Origin of the sequence: Acinetobacter towneri, assembly GCF_001758345.1 — a bacterium.
GTDB classification, from domain to species: domain Bacteria; phylum Pseudomonadota; class Gammaproteobacteria; order Pseudomonadales; family Moraxellaceae; genus Acinetobacter; species Acinetobacter towneri_A.
In genome coordinates this window covers 1-17,664 of sequence record NZ_MKQS01000023.1, presented here as the reverse complement: position 1 = coordinate 17,664, position 17,664 = coordinate 1, and the positions used below count along the sequence as shown (strand labels likewise).

Annotated in this window: 19 protein-coding genes and 2 pseudogenes; 7 read left to right on the top strand and 14 right to left on the bottom strand. The window is 41.9% G+C overall.

Annotated elements, in window-relative coordinates; genetic code table 11:
- Positions 1-112 precede the first annotated feature (112 nt).
- A complete protein-coding gene (locus BJN41_RS11135) occupies positions 113-688 on the top strand; it encodes a xanthine phosphoribosyltransferase (protein ID WP_070155258.1) in 576 nt (191 codons plus the stop codon).
- Positions 689-950: 262 nt separating this feature from the next.
- Complete coding sequence (locus tag BJN41_RS11125) at positions 951-1,349, top strand: hypothetical protein (protein WP_070155254.1); 399 nt, start codon at positions 951-953, stop codon at positions 1,347-1,349.
- Between the two features lie 64 nt (positions 1,350-1,413).
- Here BJN41_RS11125 and BJN41_RS11120 read toward each other — a convergent pair whose 3' ends face one another.
- Together BJN41_RS11120 and wrbA are read right to left on the bottom strand one after the other, a co-directional pair.
- Positions 1,414-1,605 (bottom strand): hypothetical protein, encoded by a 192-nt coding sequence (locus BJN41_RS11120; protein WP_070155253.1) that lies wholly within the window; start codon positions 1,603-1,605, stop codon positions 1,414-1,416.
- Positions 1,606-1,892: 287 nt separating this feature from the next.
- Complete coding sequence (wrbA, locus tag BJN41_RS11115) at positions 1,893-2,489, bottom strand: NAD(P)H:quinone oxidoreductase (RefSeq protein ID WP_070155251.1); 597 nt, start codon at positions 2,487-2,489, stop codon at positions 1,893-1,895.
- A 114-nt stretch (positions 2,490-2,603) separates the two neighbouring features.
- Here wrbA and BJN41_RS11110 point away from each other — a divergent pair, with 114 nt between their 5' ends.
- The gene (locus BJN41_RS11110; RefSeq protein WP_070155249.1) at positions 2,604-3,851 is read left to right on the top strand and encodes a YihY family inner membrane protein; all 1,248 of its coding nucleotides are present in this window, start codon (positions 2,604-2,606) and stop codon (positions 3,849-3,851) included.
- A 163-nt stretch (positions 3,852-4,014) separates the two neighbouring features.
- Here the strand turns inward: BJN41_RS11110 and BJN41_RS11105 are convergent.
- The 6 genes and pseudogenes from BJN41_RS11105 to BJN41_RS11080 form a co-directional block, all read right to left on the bottom strand.
- A pseudogene (locus BJN41_RS11105) lies at positions 4,015-4,936 on the bottom strand (DMT family transporter).
- Positions 4,937-5,098: 162 nt separating this feature from the next.
- Positions 5,099-5,503 (bottom strand): ExbD/TolR family protein, encoded by a 405-nt coding sequence (locus BJN41_RS11100; RefSeq protein WP_070155247.1) that lies wholly within the window; start codon positions 5,501-5,503, stop codon positions 5,099-5,101.
- On the bottom strand, positions 5,503-6,126 hold the full coding sequence (locus BJN41_RS11095; RefSeq protein ID WP_070155245.1) for a MotA/TolQ/ExbB proton channel family protein: 624 nt from the start codon (positions 6,124-6,126) through the stop codon (positions 5,503-5,505). Before BJN41_RS11095 ends, BJN41_RS11100 begins: the two co-directional genes overlap by 1 nt.
- 20 nt (positions 6,127-6,146) lie before the next feature.
- Positions 6,147-6,938 carry an energy transducer TonB gene (locus tag BJN41_RS11090; protein ID WP_070155243.1) on the bottom strand — a complete coding sequence of 264 codons (792 nt, stop codon included), beginning with the start codon at positions 6,936-6,938 and terminating at the stop codon, positions 6,147-6,149.
- A 256-nt stretch (positions 6,939-7,194) separates the two neighbouring features.
- On the bottom strand, positions 7,195-8,061 hold the full coding sequence (gene purU / locus BJN41_RS11085) for a formyltetrahydrofolate deformylase (protein ID WP_026438081.1): 867 nt from the start codon (positions 8,059-8,061) through the stop codon (positions 7,195-7,197).
- Positions 8,062-8,161: 100 nt separating this feature from the next.
- Complete coding sequence (locus BJN41_RS11080; protein WP_070155241.1) at positions 8,162-8,854, bottom strand: TetR/AcrR family transcriptional regulator; 693 nt, start codon at positions 8,852-8,854, stop codon at positions 8,162-8,164.
- Positions 8,855-8,970: 116 nt separating this feature from the next.
- Here BJN41_RS11080 and BJN41_RS11075 point away from each other — a divergent pair, with 116 nt between their 5' ends.
- The 4 genes from BJN41_RS11075 (at position 8,971) to BJN41_RS11060 (ending at position 12,862) form a co-directional block, all read left to right on the top strand.
- Positions 8,971-10,419, top strand: coding sequence for a coniferyl aldehyde dehydrogenase (locus tag BJN41_RS11075; RefSeq protein WP_070155240.1), 1,449 nt, complete (start codon positions 8,971-8,973; stop codon positions 10,417-10,419).
- A 162-nt stretch (positions 10,420-10,581) separates the two neighbouring features.
- Positions 10,582-10,818 carry a 50S ribosomal protein L28 gene (rpmB, locus tag BJN41_RS11070; RefSeq protein WP_000048256.1) on the top strand — a complete coding sequence of 79 codons (237 nt, stop codon included), beginning with the start codon at positions 10,582-10,584 and terminating at the stop codon, positions 10,816-10,818.
- Between the two features lie 16 nt (positions 10,819-10,834).
- Complete coding sequence (gene rpmG / locus BJN41_RS11065; RefSeq protein WP_004976146.1) at positions 10,835-10,990, top strand: 50S ribosomal protein L33; 156 nt, start codon at positions 10,835-10,837, stop codon at positions 10,988-10,990.
- A gap of 156 nt (positions 10,991-11,146) precedes the next feature.
- On the top strand, positions 11,147-12,862 hold the full coding sequence (locus BJN41_RS11060) for a cation:proton antiporter (RefSeq protein ID WP_070155238.1): 1,716 nt from the start codon (positions 11,147-11,149) through the stop codon (positions 12,860-12,862).
- A 189-nt stretch (positions 12,863-13,051) separates the two neighbouring features.
- Here the strand turns inward: BJN41_RS11060 and BJN41_RS11055 are convergent, their stop codons facing one another.
- From BJN41_RS11055 to BJN41_RS11030, 6 genes and pseudogenes are all read right to left on the bottom strand, one after another.
- Positions 13,052-13,330: a hypothetical protein gene (locus BJN41_RS11055; RefSeq protein ID WP_019836911.1), complete on the bottom strand. Its 279-nt coding sequence runs from the start codon at positions 13,328-13,330 to the stop codon at positions 13,052-13,054.
- Positions 13,331-13,433: 103 nt separating this feature from the next.
- Positions 13,434-13,937, bottom strand: a complete 504-nt coding sequence (locus tag BJN41_RS11050) for a DUF6586 family protein (protein WP_004976141.1) — start codon at positions 13,935-13,937, stop codon at positions 13,434-13,436.
- A gap of 174 nt (positions 13,938-14,111) precedes the next feature.
- Positions 14,112-14,366, bottom strand: a complete 255-nt coding sequence (locus BJN41_RS11045; protein WP_004976139.1) for an RNA recognition motif domain-containing protein — start codon at positions 14,364-14,366, stop codon at positions 14,112-14,114.
- Between the two features lie 79 nt (positions 14,367-14,445).
- Complete coding sequence (locus BJN41_RS11040; RefSeq protein ID WP_070155235.1) at positions 14,446-16,434, bottom strand: ATP-dependent helicase; 1,989 nt, start codon at positions 16,432-16,434, stop codon at positions 14,446-14,448.
- A gap of 158 nt (positions 16,435-16,592) precedes the next feature.
- Positions 16,593-17,348, bottom strand: a pseudogene (locus BJN41_RS11035) (hypothetical protein).
- A gap of 73 nt (positions 17,349-17,421) precedes the next feature.
- Positions 17,422-17,664, bottom strand: a 243-nt coding sequence (locus BJN41_RS11030) for an integrase core domain-containing protein (RefSeq protein ID WP_141730399.1), incomplete at its 5' end; no start/stop codon positions are given.

Genomic DNA, 17,664 nt, shown 5'->3' with positions numbered 1-17,664 from the left:
TGAGCACAGCATGGCAGCTATTCACCCTTTGGTAAATTCTTCTTGCATTTTTTCAGGTGCTTTTTAAAATACGCTTTTGCTTTAAAAAGCACCTGCCCTTGAGGATTCTCCCGTGCATGCACTAGAACAGAAAATTTTAGCCGAAGGTATCGTTCTATCCGAAGCGGTTCTAAAAGTCGATTCTTTCTTAAACCATCAAATTGACCCAGTGATGATGCAGCAAATTGGTCAAGAATTTGCGCGTTTGTTTAAAGATGCAGGCATCACCAAAATTATTACTATCGAAGCTTCTGGCATTGCGCCTGCAGTAATGGCAGGTTTAGAACTTGGCGTACCTGTCATTTTTGCACGTAAATATCAATCGTTAACCTTAAAAGATGATTTATACCGCTCTAAAGTATTTTCATTTACCAAGCAAACTGAGAGTACGATTGCCATTTCAAACAAACATATTAGCGCTAGCGACAAAGTCTTGGTAATTGATGACTTTTTGGCAAATGGTCAAGCTGCACTCGGTTTAGCAGATTTAATCCATCAAGCCAATGCACAAGTCGTGGGTATTGGGATTGTGATTGAAAAGTCATTCCAGCCGGGTCGTGAATTATTGCTTGAAAAAGGCTATCGCGTTGAATCATTGGCACGAGTAAAGTCTTTGGCAAACGGTACAGTTGAATTTGTACGCGATTAAGGTCGATGAAAACTGATGTTGGTTCATCATTTAAACCCGATGATCAAAGAGTGCTTAGGCGCTCTTTTTTTTATGCTTTTTTTAAACTTAAACAACTCATTTACATATATTTTATTTACAAAACTTTGGTGCTACGCCATGCTGCACTTGAAATAACAGTGATTCAGCAGTCTAGTTTTTCTGATTGCTGCTCTAGACAGCACTTTTTAGATCGTCTGCGTGCATTGATGCATGCGGCATGAGCATAAGGCAATTTACAGTCATGACACAAGACAATCCGTTGATGCAACACAGTATCACCTGTCCGAAATGTGGTTCAACTCAAGTTGAAAAACGCAACCATGAACAAAACTTACAAAAAATTGGTGGCGTATTATTAGGCTCTGCAGGTACGGCAGCAGGTACAGTAGGCGGCGCAGCTTCAGGAGCTTCTATTGGTGCGGCAATCGGTACTGCCGCAGGACCATTGGGCGTAATTATGGGCGGCACGATTGGCACGTTTGTCGGGGCAATTAGTGTGGGAATCACAGGCGGTTTTCTTGGGCATCGCTTTGGTAAAAAAGCAGGTGTAATTGTCGATCAGAATATTTTTCTGGATTTTCAATGCCTCAAGTGCAAACACCGCTTTAAAGAAAAAATTCAAACAGCCAAGCCACTCTAAGCAACCCAAATCAATTTCAAAAAAAGTGCTGCACATGGCAGCACTTTTTTGATTACATCTTTTTTTATTTTGCAGTACTGCTTGCAGAAGTCATCACAGGCTTTTCTGCCGCTAAATACTGTGCTTCCGCAGCTTGTTTTTCAATACGTTGTTCTTCTGGAAAGCTCAGAGTATGCACAATTTCAGTCGCTACAACACTCGACCATGAATATCCTAAACTCAATAGACTTAACCCAATCAGCACCCACTTATTCATTTTCACTTTTCCTCAATCTCTCATTTTTACAGCAGTCCGTTGTGCTCAATACATCTGTCTGCACAAAAAATGCTGCGTGAACCGTGACAGAAAACTCTGCTTTTAAAGCGGTGATTAGACCTGAAAAGAGAAAAACTCAATATCACTGCAAATGGTGATTTTAGGTGAAACGTGAACTTATTTTTAGCAGGCTCAATGCTACATAAGCCAATCAAATTCAAGTACAAAAGATAAAAGCGTAAAATGACATCCACATTTTACGCTTCATCTTGATTGAAGCAAAAGTCTCAGAACCCCTGTAATTTTTTTACCATTTCGCCTAAACGTTGTCCTTGGGCTTCACACAGTATTTTTTCATCCTGACTCAAAGCCTGATCGTGGCGTGGGCCGCTCACATGCGTAGCACCATACGGAGTGCCGCCCGTTTTCGTATTCGATAAAGCAGGATGTGCATTATGCAGTCCCATAATCATCATCCCGTGGTGAAACAATGGCGGTAACATGGTCAATAAGGTACTTTCCTGTCCCCCATGCATCGAACCCGATGAGGTGAAAACACAGGCAGGTTTATTGTGCAAGGCGCCATTCAGCCAAAGACTGGTGGTTTGATCCCAGAAATATTTCATTTCTGATGCCATATTGCCAAAGCGTGTAGGCGAACCCAAAGCCAAACCTGCACAATTTGCTAGGTCTTCTAAAGTGCAATAAATATCACCTTCGGCAGGAATACTTGGCTCGGCTTGTTGCACCACTGTAGAGATATTGGGCACAGTTCTAATTTTAACGGGCATGCCACTGGCTTCTACCCCGTTGGCAATTAAATGTGCCATTTCTTTGGTAGAACCATATTTACTAAAGTACAAAACTAGAATATATGCTTGCATCATGCTAAGAAATCAGACTAAAAAAGAAAACTATACGGTATTTTGCTGCTTTTTTGGTTAAGCTTAACCATGAAAACAGATAAAGATGATTAAAAAAGTTGAGACAGCCACTGTATGATCGTTGAATATTTAAAGAAACTGCCTTTTTATGACAAACAATGGTTTCAATTTGTCTTATTTGTGCTGCGTCGCTTTGAAGCAGATCGCTGCCGTGAACAAGCAGGCTCTTTAACCTACACCACCCTGTTTGCCGTTGTACCCATGCTCACTGTGTTTTTGGTGATCATCTCATCCATTAAGGCACTCGAACCCGCACGGCAACAATTACAACAATTGATTTACAGCAATTTTTTACCTAAAACCACCATCGCCTTTGATAAAGCCCTAAATGCCTTTACCGACAAATCCAGTAATTTAACTATCATCGGGATTTTGTTTTTATTTGTGACCACGGTGATGATGCTGACTAGTATTGAAACTGTGTTTAACCGAATATGGCGGGTGAAGGAAACCCGTGGCGGCATTGTAGGTTTTATGCGTTATTGGACCATCATTTCATTAGGCCCTATTTTACTGGGCAGTGCTTTTGTCATTTCCTCAACTTTGGCTTCTATGAATGTGCTGAGTAATAACTTTGCAGGTTATGAGCTCAATGGCGCATTTATTTTATGGCTGATTTCATTTGCACTGACCATTTTGGGTTTTTTTATTCTGTACTGGACCATTCCCAATCGCAGCGTACCTATTAAAGCCGCATTAATTGCAGGAATATTCAGTGCTGTTGTATTTGAATGTTTGAAAAACCTGTTTGGTTTTATTATGTCCAACTTCACCAGTTATGAAATTATTTATGGTGCATTTGCTGCCGTACCTATTTTCTTACTGTGGATTTTTCTGTCTTGGAATATTGTGCTTTTGGGTGTTGAAATTAGTTTTGCCCTGACGGCTTTTGAAGCCAGACGCGAGAAAAAATGCCATCCGTTGCTCATGTTAATGGACTTGCTGGAATTGTTTTATAAAAAGCAAATGCGCGGAGAAAGTGTCTCTGAAGCTGAAGCACTGCATGTATTGGGACATAACGAAATTGGCCGCTGGCCGTCTTATGTGCGAATGCTAGAACAACAAAACTTGATTAAACGTACAGAAAATGATGAATTTGTGTTGGTGCGTAATCTATCTCAGGTAGATTTTTGGAGCTTTTATTCACAGTTACCGTATTCGTTGCCACGTCGTCAGGACTTGACCAATGTTTATACTCATGATGAATGGATGCAAAAACTCGGCCCCATACTCAATGAAACCGATGACTATTTAGCTGCCAAGTTGTCGATTCCGCTTTCTAAGATTTTTGAAACGAAGTAATTGCTCATCTAGAACATTTCAATTTTTGGCACAAACCCTCTTCAAGTTTAGGTGTGCAATCCCCTCAGTCGCTTGAAGATGGTTTGTGTTTAATTGCAGATAAAGTCGATAAACTACAACCCAAGCAAACTCAAGCGGAAGCCACAAAGCTTATTGCTTTGCTTTATCTGCGTTTTGTTTTAACCCAACCTTGAGCATTCACCATCAACATACCAAGCATGACCAAAACAGCCCCAATCATAAAGCTTTGGCTCAAGCTTTCATTCAACAACCACACACCAAACAATACGCCAAATAATGGCGTTAAAAATGAAAACACACCTAAACTGGATGCCAAATATTGTTTCAGCAGCCAAAACCAGGCGAGATAGCTCATAAACGAAATCAATACTGCATAAAAATCAAACTGCCTATGGTTAAGGCTGTCCAGTCAATTTCGGCCTGCCCCATCCACCAAGCCATCGGCAGTAAAATCAAAAAACCACCCATTAATTGGTAAAACAAGGTTTGTGTTGCAGGTGCTTCTGATAAACGACTTAGACGTACCGCCACCATTGTAGCTGCCCAAAGTATGCCTGCACTCAGCGCAAGTAAATCGCCAAAAAGCATGTGGCTAAAGTTTTGGTGGCTCTCTTGTTGCGCAGTATCACGCCATAAAAAAGTCACTGCTATGCCAGCAAAAGACAACAGAATCCCGCCCCATTGCAAGCAAGATAAACGCTCTGCAGGGAGTTTCCAGTGCAGTGCTAAAGCCACAAAAATAGGCGCGGTATACAGTAAAACCACCACATGCGACGCAGATGTATATTGAATCGCCTGCCCTAACATAAAAAATTCTGCAGCAAATAAAATACCCACCAATACGCCTACAGGCAGATATTCAGTCGAAGCCCATTGTGTATTTCTTGCAAGTAACAACAAAGGCAACACCATCACAGCTGATAGACCTGAACGTAGTGCCAATTGCATCAAGGGTGCAATATCTGCTGCAGCAACTTTTAGCACCACTTGTTGCAGCCCCAAAACACACACAAAATCAGCATCATACTGCTGGCTTTTGCATCAAGTGCTTGGCGTGAACTCATGGCTGAACCTGATCTGAGATAAAAATAGAGTTGAAAGTAAGCCGCGGACTCAATCTAAATCTTTTAGATGGTCAAGATTGCTGTACTTGAGGCGTGTTGGCATTATGCGCGACTTTGCATAAAAAAAGCGACCTAAAAAGATCGCTGATTTTAAATATTAAGTTAATCTTCTGTTGCGAAAGCAATATCACTGAGTCCAGCTTCACTCGCACGTGACATCACTTGCGCTACAGTATCATAACGCGATTCTTTATCGGCTCTTAATACCACTGTTGGTTGCTGTGCTTGCTGACTAGCGTTGTTAAAGCGGGTTTGCAATTCATCTAAGCTAATAATTTGATCATCCCACGCCACGTCACCATTGGCATTAATACTGACCTGAATTTGCTCAGGGGGTAAATCGACAATCTCTGCAGTCGTTTGCGGCAAGGTTAATGGTATAGATGGGTTGGCAACGGTCGCTGTCACCAAAAAGATGATCATCAATACCAACATAATGTCGATCAGGGGAATTAGGTTCATCTCATTCATGCCTGAGTCGTTGTCTTCACCCAATTGAAAAGCCATTAAACCTGACCTCCGACTAAGCTTTGCTGTGTCGCATTCACTTCAGTTTTTTGCACAGAAGAATCTTGTTGCAACATGGTGTCAATCAGCAAACTATGTGCATGATCTTGCAAGTTTGTTGATAAGGTACGGTTTACACGCGAGCAAATGTTATAAGCAATCACGGCAGGAATCGCCACCGCCAAACCGAAGCCTGTCATAATTAACGCTTCACCAACAGGTGTTGCCACTTGTGCCAATCCCGCCTGACCGCTTTTTCCAACTGCAACGAGCGCGTGGAAAATACCCCAAACTGTACCAAACAAACCCACAAACGGTGCTAATGAGGCAATTGTACCCAGTACCGCTACACCTTTTTCTGCCGATGCTTTTTCTACCGAAATTTGACGCAATAAGGCTTGTTCAGCAACCGCTTTACGCTGCTCGAAATTTAAGTGTGCCAATTTTGCTTTCAGTTTATTTAAAGCTTGTGACAGTTGAGCATAAGCTTGTTGCTTCAATTGACGCGTGCCCATCAAACGCAATGCGAAGATGGTCCATGTCGCAATCGACATCGCCAATAACACGAAATACAGCGTTTTGCTGACTGCATCTGCATGTTGCCAATAGACGGAAAAGTTCATACTCGAACTCCTGTTGAAGGTTAGCCGTTAGGGTTCAATGTCAATTCAAAAGGCTGCTCAGCACGAATTGGATAAGCCACGCCATTTTCTTTGTACGGTTTGAATTTTGCACTACGCACTGCGCGTAAAATCTTTTGATCTAAAGCAGGTAAACCACTAGAACGCGTAATTTGTGCATCGGTAATCACGCCTTTTTCATTGGCTTCAATCCGAACCACCACGTTACGGGTTTCTCCCTGTAAATCACGGTTACTATACGTTGGTTTTGGTGAACGACTCCATTGCACCCCTGAACCGCCAATCGACACTGTTTTAGGAGCAGAAGGTGCGACAGGAGCAGGTGCTGGCGCAACAGGTACAACTGTCGGTTTCGGTGCAGGCTGTACCACTTTAGTTTCAATCACCGTTGCTACAGGTGTAGGTTGCACCACTCGCTCGACAGGTTTTTCAATGGGTTTTGCCACAGGCTTAGGCACTTCAGCTTTTTTCACCTGCTGTACTTTTTCTACTTTTTTAGGTGGCGGTGGTAACGGTTTTTCTACCACAGGCACTTCTTTTACAGGCTGTGGCTTATTTTTTTCAGGTTGTGGTTCAGCTTTTGGTTGTGGTGGTAACGGTTTAGGCTGTTCTTGAATTTTTACAAAGCGGACTTTTAAAGGTTCTTTTTCTATTGGCTTTAAGTTTGGGGTTTGCATCTGTCCCAATGCCCACAATGCGCCCAGGTGCCCCAATGCAACCACGACTAAAGCTGTTACAACTTTCTTTTTCTTAGTGTGGGATATAAGCATCATAGCGTTGGGAGATTGGTTCATTAAAGTCAGCGACCTTGGAAAGCTATTGCCAAACCATCACAGCTTATACGATCAAACTGATCGGTTAGCACAATTAAAGTAACGCAATAATAAATGAGAAGTGTTTTCATTTGCAACTACTTTTTAATAACAACCGTGAATTATCCATTAAATTTACGATTAAGAAACAGCTGAATCAAACGTTATAGCATTACAATTATGGCATAAAAAAACATGCCATGACGGCATGTTTTAATTGTTTCAAATGACCTTTACCTTATTGAAATACAACAGTTTTGTTGCCATCTACAATAATACGGTCTTCCAAATGCCATTTAACTGCACGTGCCAGTACATTACGTTCCACATCCTGCCCTAATTCACGCAGTTGATCTACCGTAAAGTCGTGGTTTACACGTTCAACATCTTGTTCAATAATCGGACCTTGATCTAGGTCTGCCGTTACATAGTGCGCAGTTGCACCAATCAGTTTTACGCCTTTTTCATAAGCTTGTTTATATGGGTTTGCACCGACAAAAGCAGGCAGGAATGAATGGTGAATATTGATCACTTTCATTTCCCATTTAGATACAAACTCTTCATCTAGAATTTGCATATAACGCGCCAATACCAATAAATCATTGCCTTGCATCAATTCATCAATTTTAGCGTAAGCTTCACGCTTATTTTCTTTATTCACAGGTACAACTTCAAACGGAATACCAAAATTTTCTACCGCTTCACGCAAGGTGTCATGATTGGACACCACTTTGGTAATTTCACAGGGTAAACCACCACGTGCATGACGCCATAACAGCTCCAGTAAAGCATGATCTACTTTAGACACCAAAATGCCGACTTTTTTCACATCGCTGACCAAAGCCAAACGCCATTGCATTTCATAACGCTCTGCTACGTTGGAAGCAAAGGTTTGCAATAAGCTTTCTTTACGACTTTGCAAGTGATCCAGTTCAAACTCAACCCGCATGAAATAACGCCCGCCCTGAGCTTCTGTTGCGTATTGATCAAGCGCGGTAATGTTGGCTCCTTGATGATACAAAAAGCTCGATACAGCCTGCACAATACCAGGCTTATCTTCACAAGTAATCAGTAAACGTGCAGTATTCGCAGTCGTCATATTCATGTTGTTTTTAGTCACTACTTGGTTAAATTGAAAAACAAGCCGAGTATTCTAGCGCGTTTCTCAGACATTCTAAATAGGTATTCGCAGTCACTTAGCCGGCTTAAGTATTTTTACTGGATGATAAACTCTCAAACAGTTCAGATGTACCTAGCGTTTCAAGTAAACGCTCATAAGTTGCACGACTTTCACCACGTAAATACGCTCCTTCAAGGAACAGCATTTGACGTAAAGCCTGCCAAATCCATTTTTCTTCCAAGTGGTTTGAATCGGTAATATGTCCCGACATATATAAGAAGTTAGTCCAGTTGGTCAGCACAATCCAAATATTGATAATCAAAGCTTCAATTTCGGACTCGGTCATTTGCATCAGACCTGCATTCACAAAAGCCTGATAAATTTTCTGTCCCTGCTGCATAACTTGTCCTGCAAAACGAGGATACATCTTGCGGAAATCTTCATTGGTTTCGACCAAATGATAGACATCGCGATGCAAAAAACGATAGGCCCATAACTGACTGCTGAGCACCTGAAAATAACGAATTTTATCGTTAGCATCCAAAGCACGGCTCTCAGGCAGGGCTAGCATTTCCAAGGTTTCCTGCTGATATTGCTCCATTAACTCTTTAATGATTTCGTTCTTATTGCGAAAATGGTAGTACAAATTTCCTGGGCTCATGCCCAACTCAGCCGCAATATGATTGGTTGTAACTGAACGCTCACCACGCTCATTAAACAATTGCAAACTCAATTGCAAAATACGCTCTTTGGTTTTCAACGTTTTGGTTTGAGACATCCTAAAAACAACCATTCTTTAAATTTGAGGGGCATGAAAACATAAAGTCACTTGACTGATTAGAGTAAATACTCTAAAAACTAACTTATATTGCTTTTATTGAATGGTAACATGCCATGAACAGTCAGACAAAAACAACTTCAATGACCCCACATTCACCCGATTTACAACGTCTGGATGATATTTTAGCATTGCAGAAATATGCCTATCAGCGCAATCCAGTACCTAGTGCCAAAGAACGCATTGAACGTTTAGCCCGTTTAAAACGTGTGATTGTGAAATATCAGGATCAATTTGCTGAAGCTATTAACCGTGACTATGGCAACCGTGCCATTGCTGAAACCCAAATTGGCGAAGTACTTACCTGCTTGGAACATATCAAATATTACAGCAAAAACCTGGCCAACTGGATGAAACCCTCTAAACGTCAGGTCGGAATTATTCACCAACCTGCAAAAGCATGGGTACAGTATCAGCCTTTAGGGGTGATTGGCATTATTACGCCATGGAACTACCCTCTACTGTTGTCTTTAGGTCCTCTGATCTGTGCTTTGGCTGCGGGCAACCATGCCATGATCAAAATTTCAAGTGCTTCTGCGCATTTTGGCAAGGTATTGGAAAATGCAATGAGTGAAGCATTTCCGCAAGAATTGGTAGCGGTAATCAATGGTGGCGGCATTATTTCCGATGCGTTCTGTCATTTGCCTTTTGACAAAATTATTTTTACAGGCTCTACCGAAGTCGGCAAAACTGTGATGGCCGCTGCGTCACAAAACCTCGTGCCTGTCATTTTAGAATTAGGTGGAAAATCCCCTGTTTTGGTGCATCCATCTAGCGATATGGTCGATGTAGCACAGCGTATTGCTGTAGGTAAACTCTGGAATGCAGGACAAACCTGTGTTGCACCCGACTATATGTTCTTGCCTAAAGGCAAAACTGCCGAGTTTATGGAGCATTTCGAGCAGTTTGTGACCGAAATGTATCCTCATATTCGTGATAACCAGGATTACACATCTATTATTAATGACAAACAATATCGTCGCTTACAGGGCTATTTAGAAGATGCACGTGAGCGAGGTGCCAATATTATTGAAATTAATCCACAAAGTGAAAATGTGGCTGCAACCCGCAAAATGGCACCAACGATACTCACTAATGTCAGTCCCGACATGCAAATTATGCAAAATGAGATCTTTGGACCAGTCCTGCCAATCTTAGAATATGAACAAATTGATGATGTAATCGAGTTTATTAATAGCCGACCGCGTCCTCTTGCTTTATACTATTTCGACTTTGATCAGGCGCGTGCCGACTATGTCGCACAGCGAACCCATTCAGGGCATTTCGGACTCAATACTGTATTGACCCACGTTGCTCAAGATGACTTACCGTTTGGGGGTGTTGGTGCATCTGGTATGGGGAAATATCACGGTCCAGAAGGTTTTTTCAGCTTGTCACATGAACGTTCGGTAATGTCTAATCCTAAGCTATACAGCTTAAAGTTCATTCTTCCCCCATTTGATAAGCCGATTCATCGATTGATTTCGAAGACGCTTCTTCGTTAACTGATCAAGGCATGAGCTATCAAACAGGCTCATGCTGTTTTTGAAGAAAATCGCTTGTCTTTTAAGCGTATTTTTGATATAAAACGCCCCTTGAATGAATTCATCCGTTTTTTTTGACTGGCCATACAGATTTGCTGTTGGCTAAATCAATGGAGTTACACCATGTCTAAGGTTTGCCAAGTTACCGGCAAGCGTCCAGTCGTTGGTAACAACGTCTCACACGCCAACAACAAAACTAAGCGCCGGTTCGAGCCGAACCTGCACCACCACCGCTTCTGGTTAGAAAGCGAAAAACGTTTCGTACGTCTTCGTTTAACTACTAAAGGTATGCGTATTATCGACAAATTGGGCATTGAAAAGGTTGTTGCTGACCTACGTGCTCAAGGTCAAAAGATCTAAGTAAGGAGTCAGGACAATGCGTGATAAGATTCGCTTAGTTTCTACAGCTGGTACAGGTTATTTCTATACCACGACTAAAAACAAACGTACTATGCCGGAAAAAATGGAAATCAAAAAATTTGATCCAAAAATCCGTCAACATGTAGTTTTCAAAGAAGCTAAAATCAAATAATTTTAGCTTTTTTAAAAAACGACCTTATTCAGGTCGTTTTTTTTTTGCACTTTTTTTGCCTGACTTGTTAAAATTTCCTCGCTTTCTTTGGCACTGTTTGTGCTTGTCTTACTTCAATCTTATGACCACCCCTTCACCATGGCTTAGGAGTTTCTCGTGCCTCATGATGTAGAACTCATCATCTTACTTGCCGTTGGTTTTAGCTTAGCACTGGTATTTGGCTATATTGCTGCGCGCTTACGTCTTCCACCACTTATGGGCTATTTGATTGCAGGTGTCATCATTAGTCCCAACACACCGGGCATTGTGGCAGATATTCATCTTGCCAACCAATTAGCAGAACTTGGGGTCATGTTCCTCATGTTCGGAGTCGGCATGCATTTCTCGTTAAATGATTTAATGCAGGTACGACGCATTGCTTTGCCTGGTGCAGTTTTGCAAATTGCCGTGGCCACCTTGCTAGGTGTAGGCGTGTCGATGATGTGGGGCTGGAGTTTTGGTTCTGCTTTAATTTTTGGCTTGAGTTTGTCTTGTGCCAGTACCGTTGTGCTGTTAAAAGCGTTGGGGGATCGTGGTCTGCTCGACTCCGTGAACGGTAAAATTGCCGTAGGTTGGTTGCTGGTTGAAGACTTGGTGATGGTCTTGGCATTGGTGCTTTTGCCTGCTACTGCCGTGTTACTGGGTGGACAAGCTATCGACAATGCCAGTGATGAAAATATTTGGCTAACACTCGGACTGACTTTACTGAAGGTTTCAGGCTTTATTGCCTTTATGCTCATTGTGGGCAAGCGCCTTGTGCCCTTCATTATGCAAATTGTGGCACGCTTAGGCTCGCGGGAACTGTTTACTCTAACAGTAGTCGCTGCTGCGGTATCAATTGCCTTCGGTGCTTATAAAATCTTTGGTGTGTCGATGGCACTCGGAGCCTTCTTTGCGGGGATGGTAGTGAAAGAATCCGACTTCAGTCATCGCGCCGAAGAAGAAACTCTGCCCTTACGTGAAATTTTCTCCATCCTGTTTTTCGTTGCTGTGGGCATGCTATTYGACCCGCTTATTCTGATTGAAGAACCACTGCACGTTTTGGCGGTCGTCGGCATCATCATGGTGGGTAAGACCATTGCAGCCATGGCATTAGTCTTATTTTTCCGTTATCCACTCAACACAGCTTTGACCGTAGGCGCGAGCTTGGCACAAATTGGTGAGTTTTCCTTTATTTTGGCAACGCTAGGCGTATCTTTACAACTGCTGTCACTAGAAGGACAAAACCTGATTTTAGCAGGTGCACTCATTTCAATTACCCTAAACTCCTTTGTTTTTTCTGCGATTGAGCCTGTGCAAAACTGGATCAGGGAACGCTCTTATTTGGCGCGTTTGCTCGAACGCAGCAATGATCCTTTAGCGATGCTGCCTGATGAGGTTTCTCAAGATTATTTACGTGATCAGGTGGTGATTGTTGGACATGGTGAAGTCGGACGCCGCATTACCAAAAATCTCATGGCTGAAAATATTAGAGTCGTGATTGCAGAAGAGAACCGTGAAATTGTCGAAGACTTACGTGAAAAAGGTATTGCTGCGGTCAGCGGGGTTGCCACAGAAGCAGGTGTACTGATTCAGGCACATATTCAACATGCTCGACTGCTCGTTCTTTCGCCTATGGATATTCTGGATATTCATAAAATTGTGGATATTGCCAAAACCCTAAACCCTGAAATTCAGGTTTTGGTGTGCGCAGAAAGCAAAGCTGAAGCAGAAGTGATTCGTAAGGACAACATTGGTGAAGTGTATTTTGCCAAAGAAGAAATGGCGAAAAATATGAGCAATTATATTTTAAATCAAATTGAAATTGCCCATCATCAACCACCAACGCATTAAGCATCAATCATCTAAAACCGATAGACAAAATCAAGAAAAGCGCACTATTTGAGCTGCGCTTTTTTGTTGATGTATAGTTTGGCTTTCACTATATTCATGAGAAACCACCTATATTGCATGTGATTTTAATCACAGCAGATAGACAATCTGTTCATCAAAGAGCGCCCATCACCAAAAGACTATTTCGGATTAACTCATAAATTTTGGCTGTTCATCTACAATTTCGGCATGCCATTCATTGACTTGTTTTTCCAATAAGCCAAATAATGCCGCTTGAATCATGTGCTGTGCAACAACCGCCGTCTGATCGCCCAATATGGCTTTGACGTCGTCATTGAACTCGATTTTGACCAATGGCTCTTTCTCTGAGCCTGCATTACGCAATGCCAACACACCACCTTCAAGCTGAACCAACTCTAAAATTGCTTCCTGATTACCAAATAATTCTTTCAATTGCTCTATAGACATATATCCTCCATGCTGGACATGGTGGCAAAGGCGCTTGCTCTTTGCATCGTTCAGAATATTTATATCGGGCTGATCAGATTTTTTTCAAGGGCGTTTGGTCGGCTTAAAATTCCACCATTTCATTGCGAAAACCATCAATCAACTGGGTTAAATCACGATGCCATTCGCGCAAAATTTTCGTATCTGGTAGCCATGCTTGCGGAGATTGTGTGACTTTAATAATTAAATTAGATGACGTTTCCTGTTCAGGCTCTGGTGCACTCGGCTCAGGTGTGTACTGACATAAACGATACGCGCGTTTTAACTCTGCAATAAAGCCCGATTTGCTCAGTTGCTGCAAAATCGCCACTTCAGGGGAAATCTGTCCTTTGGCTGCCATCAGTTCTTCAATTGATTTAAGAGTTGGATTGCTGTCATTTAAACGATAATACCGTACCAATTCCTGCAAAAAAGCCAACACGGCACCATTTAAATGAAACACCGCAGCTTCACGATGTGCCTGCGCTTGCTGAACATGCTCGGTTTGCTCTGCCTGCTGACATGAAAGACGGGCGAAATATAATTTCTGATTGGTACGATCTGCATGAAAGCGAGCAACACGGGACATGAGCCTTTCCTCAATTTAGCGTTCTAAGAAGCTTAGATTAAACCGATTTTGCTACAACGCCCAATAAAAAATACACTATTTTTACTGCGATAAAATCGCGCACCGATGCAGTGCCAATCTCGTGTTTTTTCTAAAATTTACGCATAAAAAAGGAGCATTTTTGCTCCCTTTGAACTATTTTGATGCAGGCTTATCTTCTGCTGCTTTGACACGTATTCCATGTCCATGCAGACGCAAAGTATTCAACGCTTTAATGGCTTTAACTGCTTCACGTGCATGTGGCATTTCCACAAATGCAAAACCTTTAGATTTTCCTGTTGCAGCATCCAACACCAAATTACAAGATTCTACAGTGCCATATTCCTGAAAAAGTTTTAACAATTCTTCTTCAGTAACAGTACGCTCTAAACTACGAACTAAAATTTTCATCTTACAACCTTAAAATAGGCAAAAAACATCAAAAAGCACTCGCCTACTCTACTTTTTGCATGAAACCATGTGACGTAGTTTAATCGAGATCTATACCAAAATCTAAATTAATCACTTGGCGTTCCACCAAGGCACTTTTCACAGTTTGCTGTCGGGTATGGTGATGAGTTTCCATCGTACACAACTGTCGTGTCAGATCATTCAAAAAATAACTGTCCAGTTTGCGTCCTTGTTCATCTACCGTATCACGCGCCCATAAATTAAAATTTTGCTTGGTTAAAATCAGTTCATTTTGAGCACGGGTCAAAGCCACGTACAACACTCGACGTTCTTCTTCAATATCATCAAAACTGCCCTGCGCCCGTGCATGTGGATACTGTCCTGCAGTCACATTCGCCACATAACAGACTTTTTGCTCGGTGCCTTTGGCAGAATGGATGGTGATTAGAGTGACCACATCTGTATCAGACTGGCGTTCAATTTCAGAAATAGACACAGGATCGAGTACGTATTCTTCTAAAAACTCACTTAACTGTGCATGCTTACCCGCCAGTTGTTGCACCAACTGAAAATCACTCTGACGACGGTTCCAATCTTTTTTATAGTTCTCTGCCAATTGTTCCTGAATCGCTTCTATACCTAATCCGACACAAGCCGCAACCTCATGTCGTAATACATCCATTTGCTTCATGATCAATAACGTTTTTTCTGGCAAGCGTCCAAATTTTTCCAGCTTTTCAATCACCTTATCCATGGTAGGTTCAATTAACAATTGCTGCGCCAACTTACTCGCACCGACATCACCCACGCCATTCCATAAAGTGAGAAAACGCATCCATGCAATATCATCTAAAGGATTGGCAATAACCCGCAATAAACTGAGCAAGTCTTTCACATGCGCGGTTTCCAAGAGCTTCATGCCACCAATAAAACGATACGGCACACTTGCCGCAATACACGCGGCTTCAATATGTCGTGCTGCAAAACTCGAACGCACCAAAACCATGTGATCTGACCACGACGCGCCTTGTAAGAAATGTCGCTCTTTAATATCAATCGCAATCCATTTGGCTTCATCAAATTCATTCGGGAAAATATGCATTTTGGGCTTGATGCCATCGCCACGATGCGCCTGCAAATGCTTGTTATAGCGAATTTCACTTTGATCTAATAACCAGTTAGATAAGTCTAAAATTTCCTGTGTAGAACGGTAATTTTGCTCTAATTTAAAAATTTGGGCGTTGGGTACACGCTCTGTAAAATGACGAATATTTTCAAAATCTGCACCACGGAAACCATAAATAGATTGTGCATCATCGCCCACACAAAACAGACTAACCCGATCTTTTAAGGGTTCAAGCAAAGCCCATTGCAAAGGATTGGTGTCCTGCATTTCATCGACCAAAAGATGCTGACAAATTGACGCGACATAATCGACCAGACCTTCAGACTGTGCCAATGCCGATGCCACCACAGCCAAAATATCGTCATAATCGAGAAAGCCTCGTGCGCGTTTACGGCTTTCATATTCCTGCATAATTTCAGCAATTTGATCTTTTAATACCAAATATTCAGGCTGCTGTTTTTCTAAAGCCACACTCAGTTTTTGACGGGTATTCCGCGCAAAAGAATATAAATCACATAATTCTTGAGGCTTGGGTAACTGACTTGGATTTTTCTTATCATCTTTTCCGCGAATGAGGCGAAACATCATCAACTGATCATCACGATCAATAATAGAAAACTGCTCTAAGCCAAAAGCTTTAGGAATACGTCGTAACAGATACATACAAAAAGTATGAAAGGTCGAAGCACGTAAGCCTTTGGCTTGCTCACCCAATGCCAACTCCACCCGAGCGACAATTTCACTCGCCGCACGACGAGTAAAAGTCAAAATTTGAATTTGATTGGCTGGAATACCTTGATCTATCAAGTACGCTGCACGTGCCACAATGGTTTTGGTTTTGCCACAGCCTGCGCCAGCCAAGACCAGACTATGTTGATGTGCTGTCGTGGCTGCTTGTTTTTGTTGGGGATTCAATTCATCAATTAGGCTGGCTAAACTCATAGTGACTCATCGTACTGGGTGGATGAATAGTTTAACAGATCGGTTTAGGAATAAACCCATGAATATAAATGGCTCAATTCATACTCAAGTCATGCTCAAGCACATACTTTTACACAGGTTATATTGTGGAGATGTGGATAAGTGTATGCTTATCCACATTATTTCCAACCCAACTCTATGGCAGTGATTTCGTTAATACGTGTTTGTTGTAGCGATTCAGGCATTTTACTTTTGCTTTGCGAAAGTGGCACATAACCCGCCATTAGTTCAGCCTGTCGTTGTGGATATAACGGTTGCTGATTTGGGTCTGCATAACCAATCGGATAAATCGGTTGACCTGTGCTCAAATCATATTTATCTGTGGCGCCAAAAGTATGCAGTAATTCATGCACCATCACCATGGTATTGCGCTCACTGTGCGCAGCAGAAGCAAATAAATTCACCGAGCCAATTTTGCCTTTTTGCAAAGCGGTGGAATGTTTCAAAATTTGAGTTTGACTCGGATCATAATAATTCAGGTACAGCGTCACGGTTGCCACACCATCACTGCTTTGTCGTTGCTGCCAAGCGTAAAAACGGAACTTTAAACTCCATAGTACGGTGCTCAGTAGCGATGCTTGCTCAGGCACTTTTGGTGGCAACTGCTTTTATTCTCGCCCCTGTTTGAAATAAAGCGCAATGGGTTGCCTACGATACTGCAAAGAAGCTTGTTTTAGATAGTCTTGAGCAGAATTTAAATTAGTGATATTTAATGTATTGATATAGTTTTGGGTATTTGATCGTCCATCGGCATTGATTGGATGTAACAATACGATGATGGGCTTATTCCAGTCTTGGTTCTGATCACGCCAAGCATTGACTGCAACAACCAGTAAAACCAGCAATAAGCATAAAATTCGGATTTTTTTCCACATACTTTAAATATCTTTAGGTGTACTAGCTCAAACCTGATCTGACAGTTACCCATTTTTTATTGTGCCTGTCAGGTTAAATTTGAGCTAAATTTTTCTCAGCCCAAATCCGTTTTCCATCAAGTAAAGTTTCAAGTGGTGTACGACCACAGCACATTTTTCCTTGATGAGTCCGTTCAGTATTATAGAATTTCAGCCAATCGTCTAGATCAACTTGTAATTCTTCCAATGAGCTATAAAGCTTCTTCCTAAACGTAATTTGATAGAACTCCTGCAAAATCGTCTTATGGAAACGCTCACATATACCATTTGTTTGCGG

Bases quoted from the DNA above. Each gene is read 5' to 3' on its own strand.
- BJN41_RS11125 (WP_070155254.1), top strand. From the start codon at position 951: ATGACACAAGACAATCCGTTGATGCAACACAGTATCACCTGTCCGAAA.
- BJN41_RS11120 (WP_070155253.1), bottom strand. From the start codon at position 1,605: ATGAATAAGTGGGTGCTGATTGGGTTAAGTCTATTGAGTTTAGGATAT.
- wrbA (WP_070155251.1), bottom strand. From the start codon at position 2,489: ATGCAAGCATATATTCTAGTTTTGTACTTTAGTAAATATGGTTCTACC.
- BJN41_RS11110 (WP_070155249.1), top strand. From the start codon at position 2,604: ATGATCGTTGAATATTTAAAGAAACTGCCTTTTTATGACAAACAATGG.
- BJN41_RS11100 (WP_070155247.1), bottom strand. From the start codon at position 5,503: ATGGCTTTTCAATTGGGTGAAGACAACGACTCAGGCATGAATGAGATG.
- BJN41_RS11095 (WP_070155245.1), bottom strand. From the start codon at position 6,126: ATGAACTTTTCCGTCTATTGGCAACATGCAGATGCAGTCAGCAAAACG.
- BJN41_RS11090 (WP_070155243.1), bottom strand. From the start codon at position 6,938: ATGAACCAATCTCCCAACGCTATGATGCTTATATCCCACACTAAGAAA.
- purU (WP_026438081.1), bottom strand. From the start codon at position 8,061: ATGAATATGACGACTGCGAATACTGCACGTTTACTGATTACTTGTGAA.
- BJN41_RS11080 (WP_070155241.1), bottom strand. From the start codon at position 8,854: ATGTCTCAAACCAAAACGTTGAAAACCAAAGAGCGTATTTTGCAATTG.
- BJN41_RS11075 (WP_070155240.1), top strand. From the start codon at position 8,971: ATGAACAGTCAGACAAAAACAACTTCAATGACCCCACATTCACCCGAT.
- rpmB (WP_000048256.1), top strand. From the start codon at position 10,582: ATGTCTAAGGTTTGCCAAGTTACCGGCAAGCGTCCAGTCGTTGGTAAC.
- rpmG (WP_004976146.1), top strand. From the start codon at position 10,835: ATGCGTGATAAGATTCGCTTAGTTTCTACAGCTGGTACAGGTTATTTC.
- BJN41_RS11055 (WP_019836911.1), bottom strand. From the start codon at position 13,330: ATGTCTATAGAGCAATTGAAAGAATTATTTGGTAATCAGGAAGCAATT.
- BJN41_RS11050 (WP_004976141.1), bottom strand. From the start codon at position 13,937: ATGTCCCGTGTTGCTCGCTTTCATGCAGATCGTACCAATCAGAAATTA.
- BJN41_RS11045 (WP_004976139.1), bottom strand. From the start codon at position 14,366: ATGAAAATTTTAGTTCGTAGTTTAGAGCGTACTGTTACTGAAGAAGAA.
- BJN41_RS11040 (WP_070155235.1), bottom strand. From the start codon at position 16,434: ATGAGTTTAGCCAGCCTAATTGATGAATTGAATCCCCAACAAAAACAA.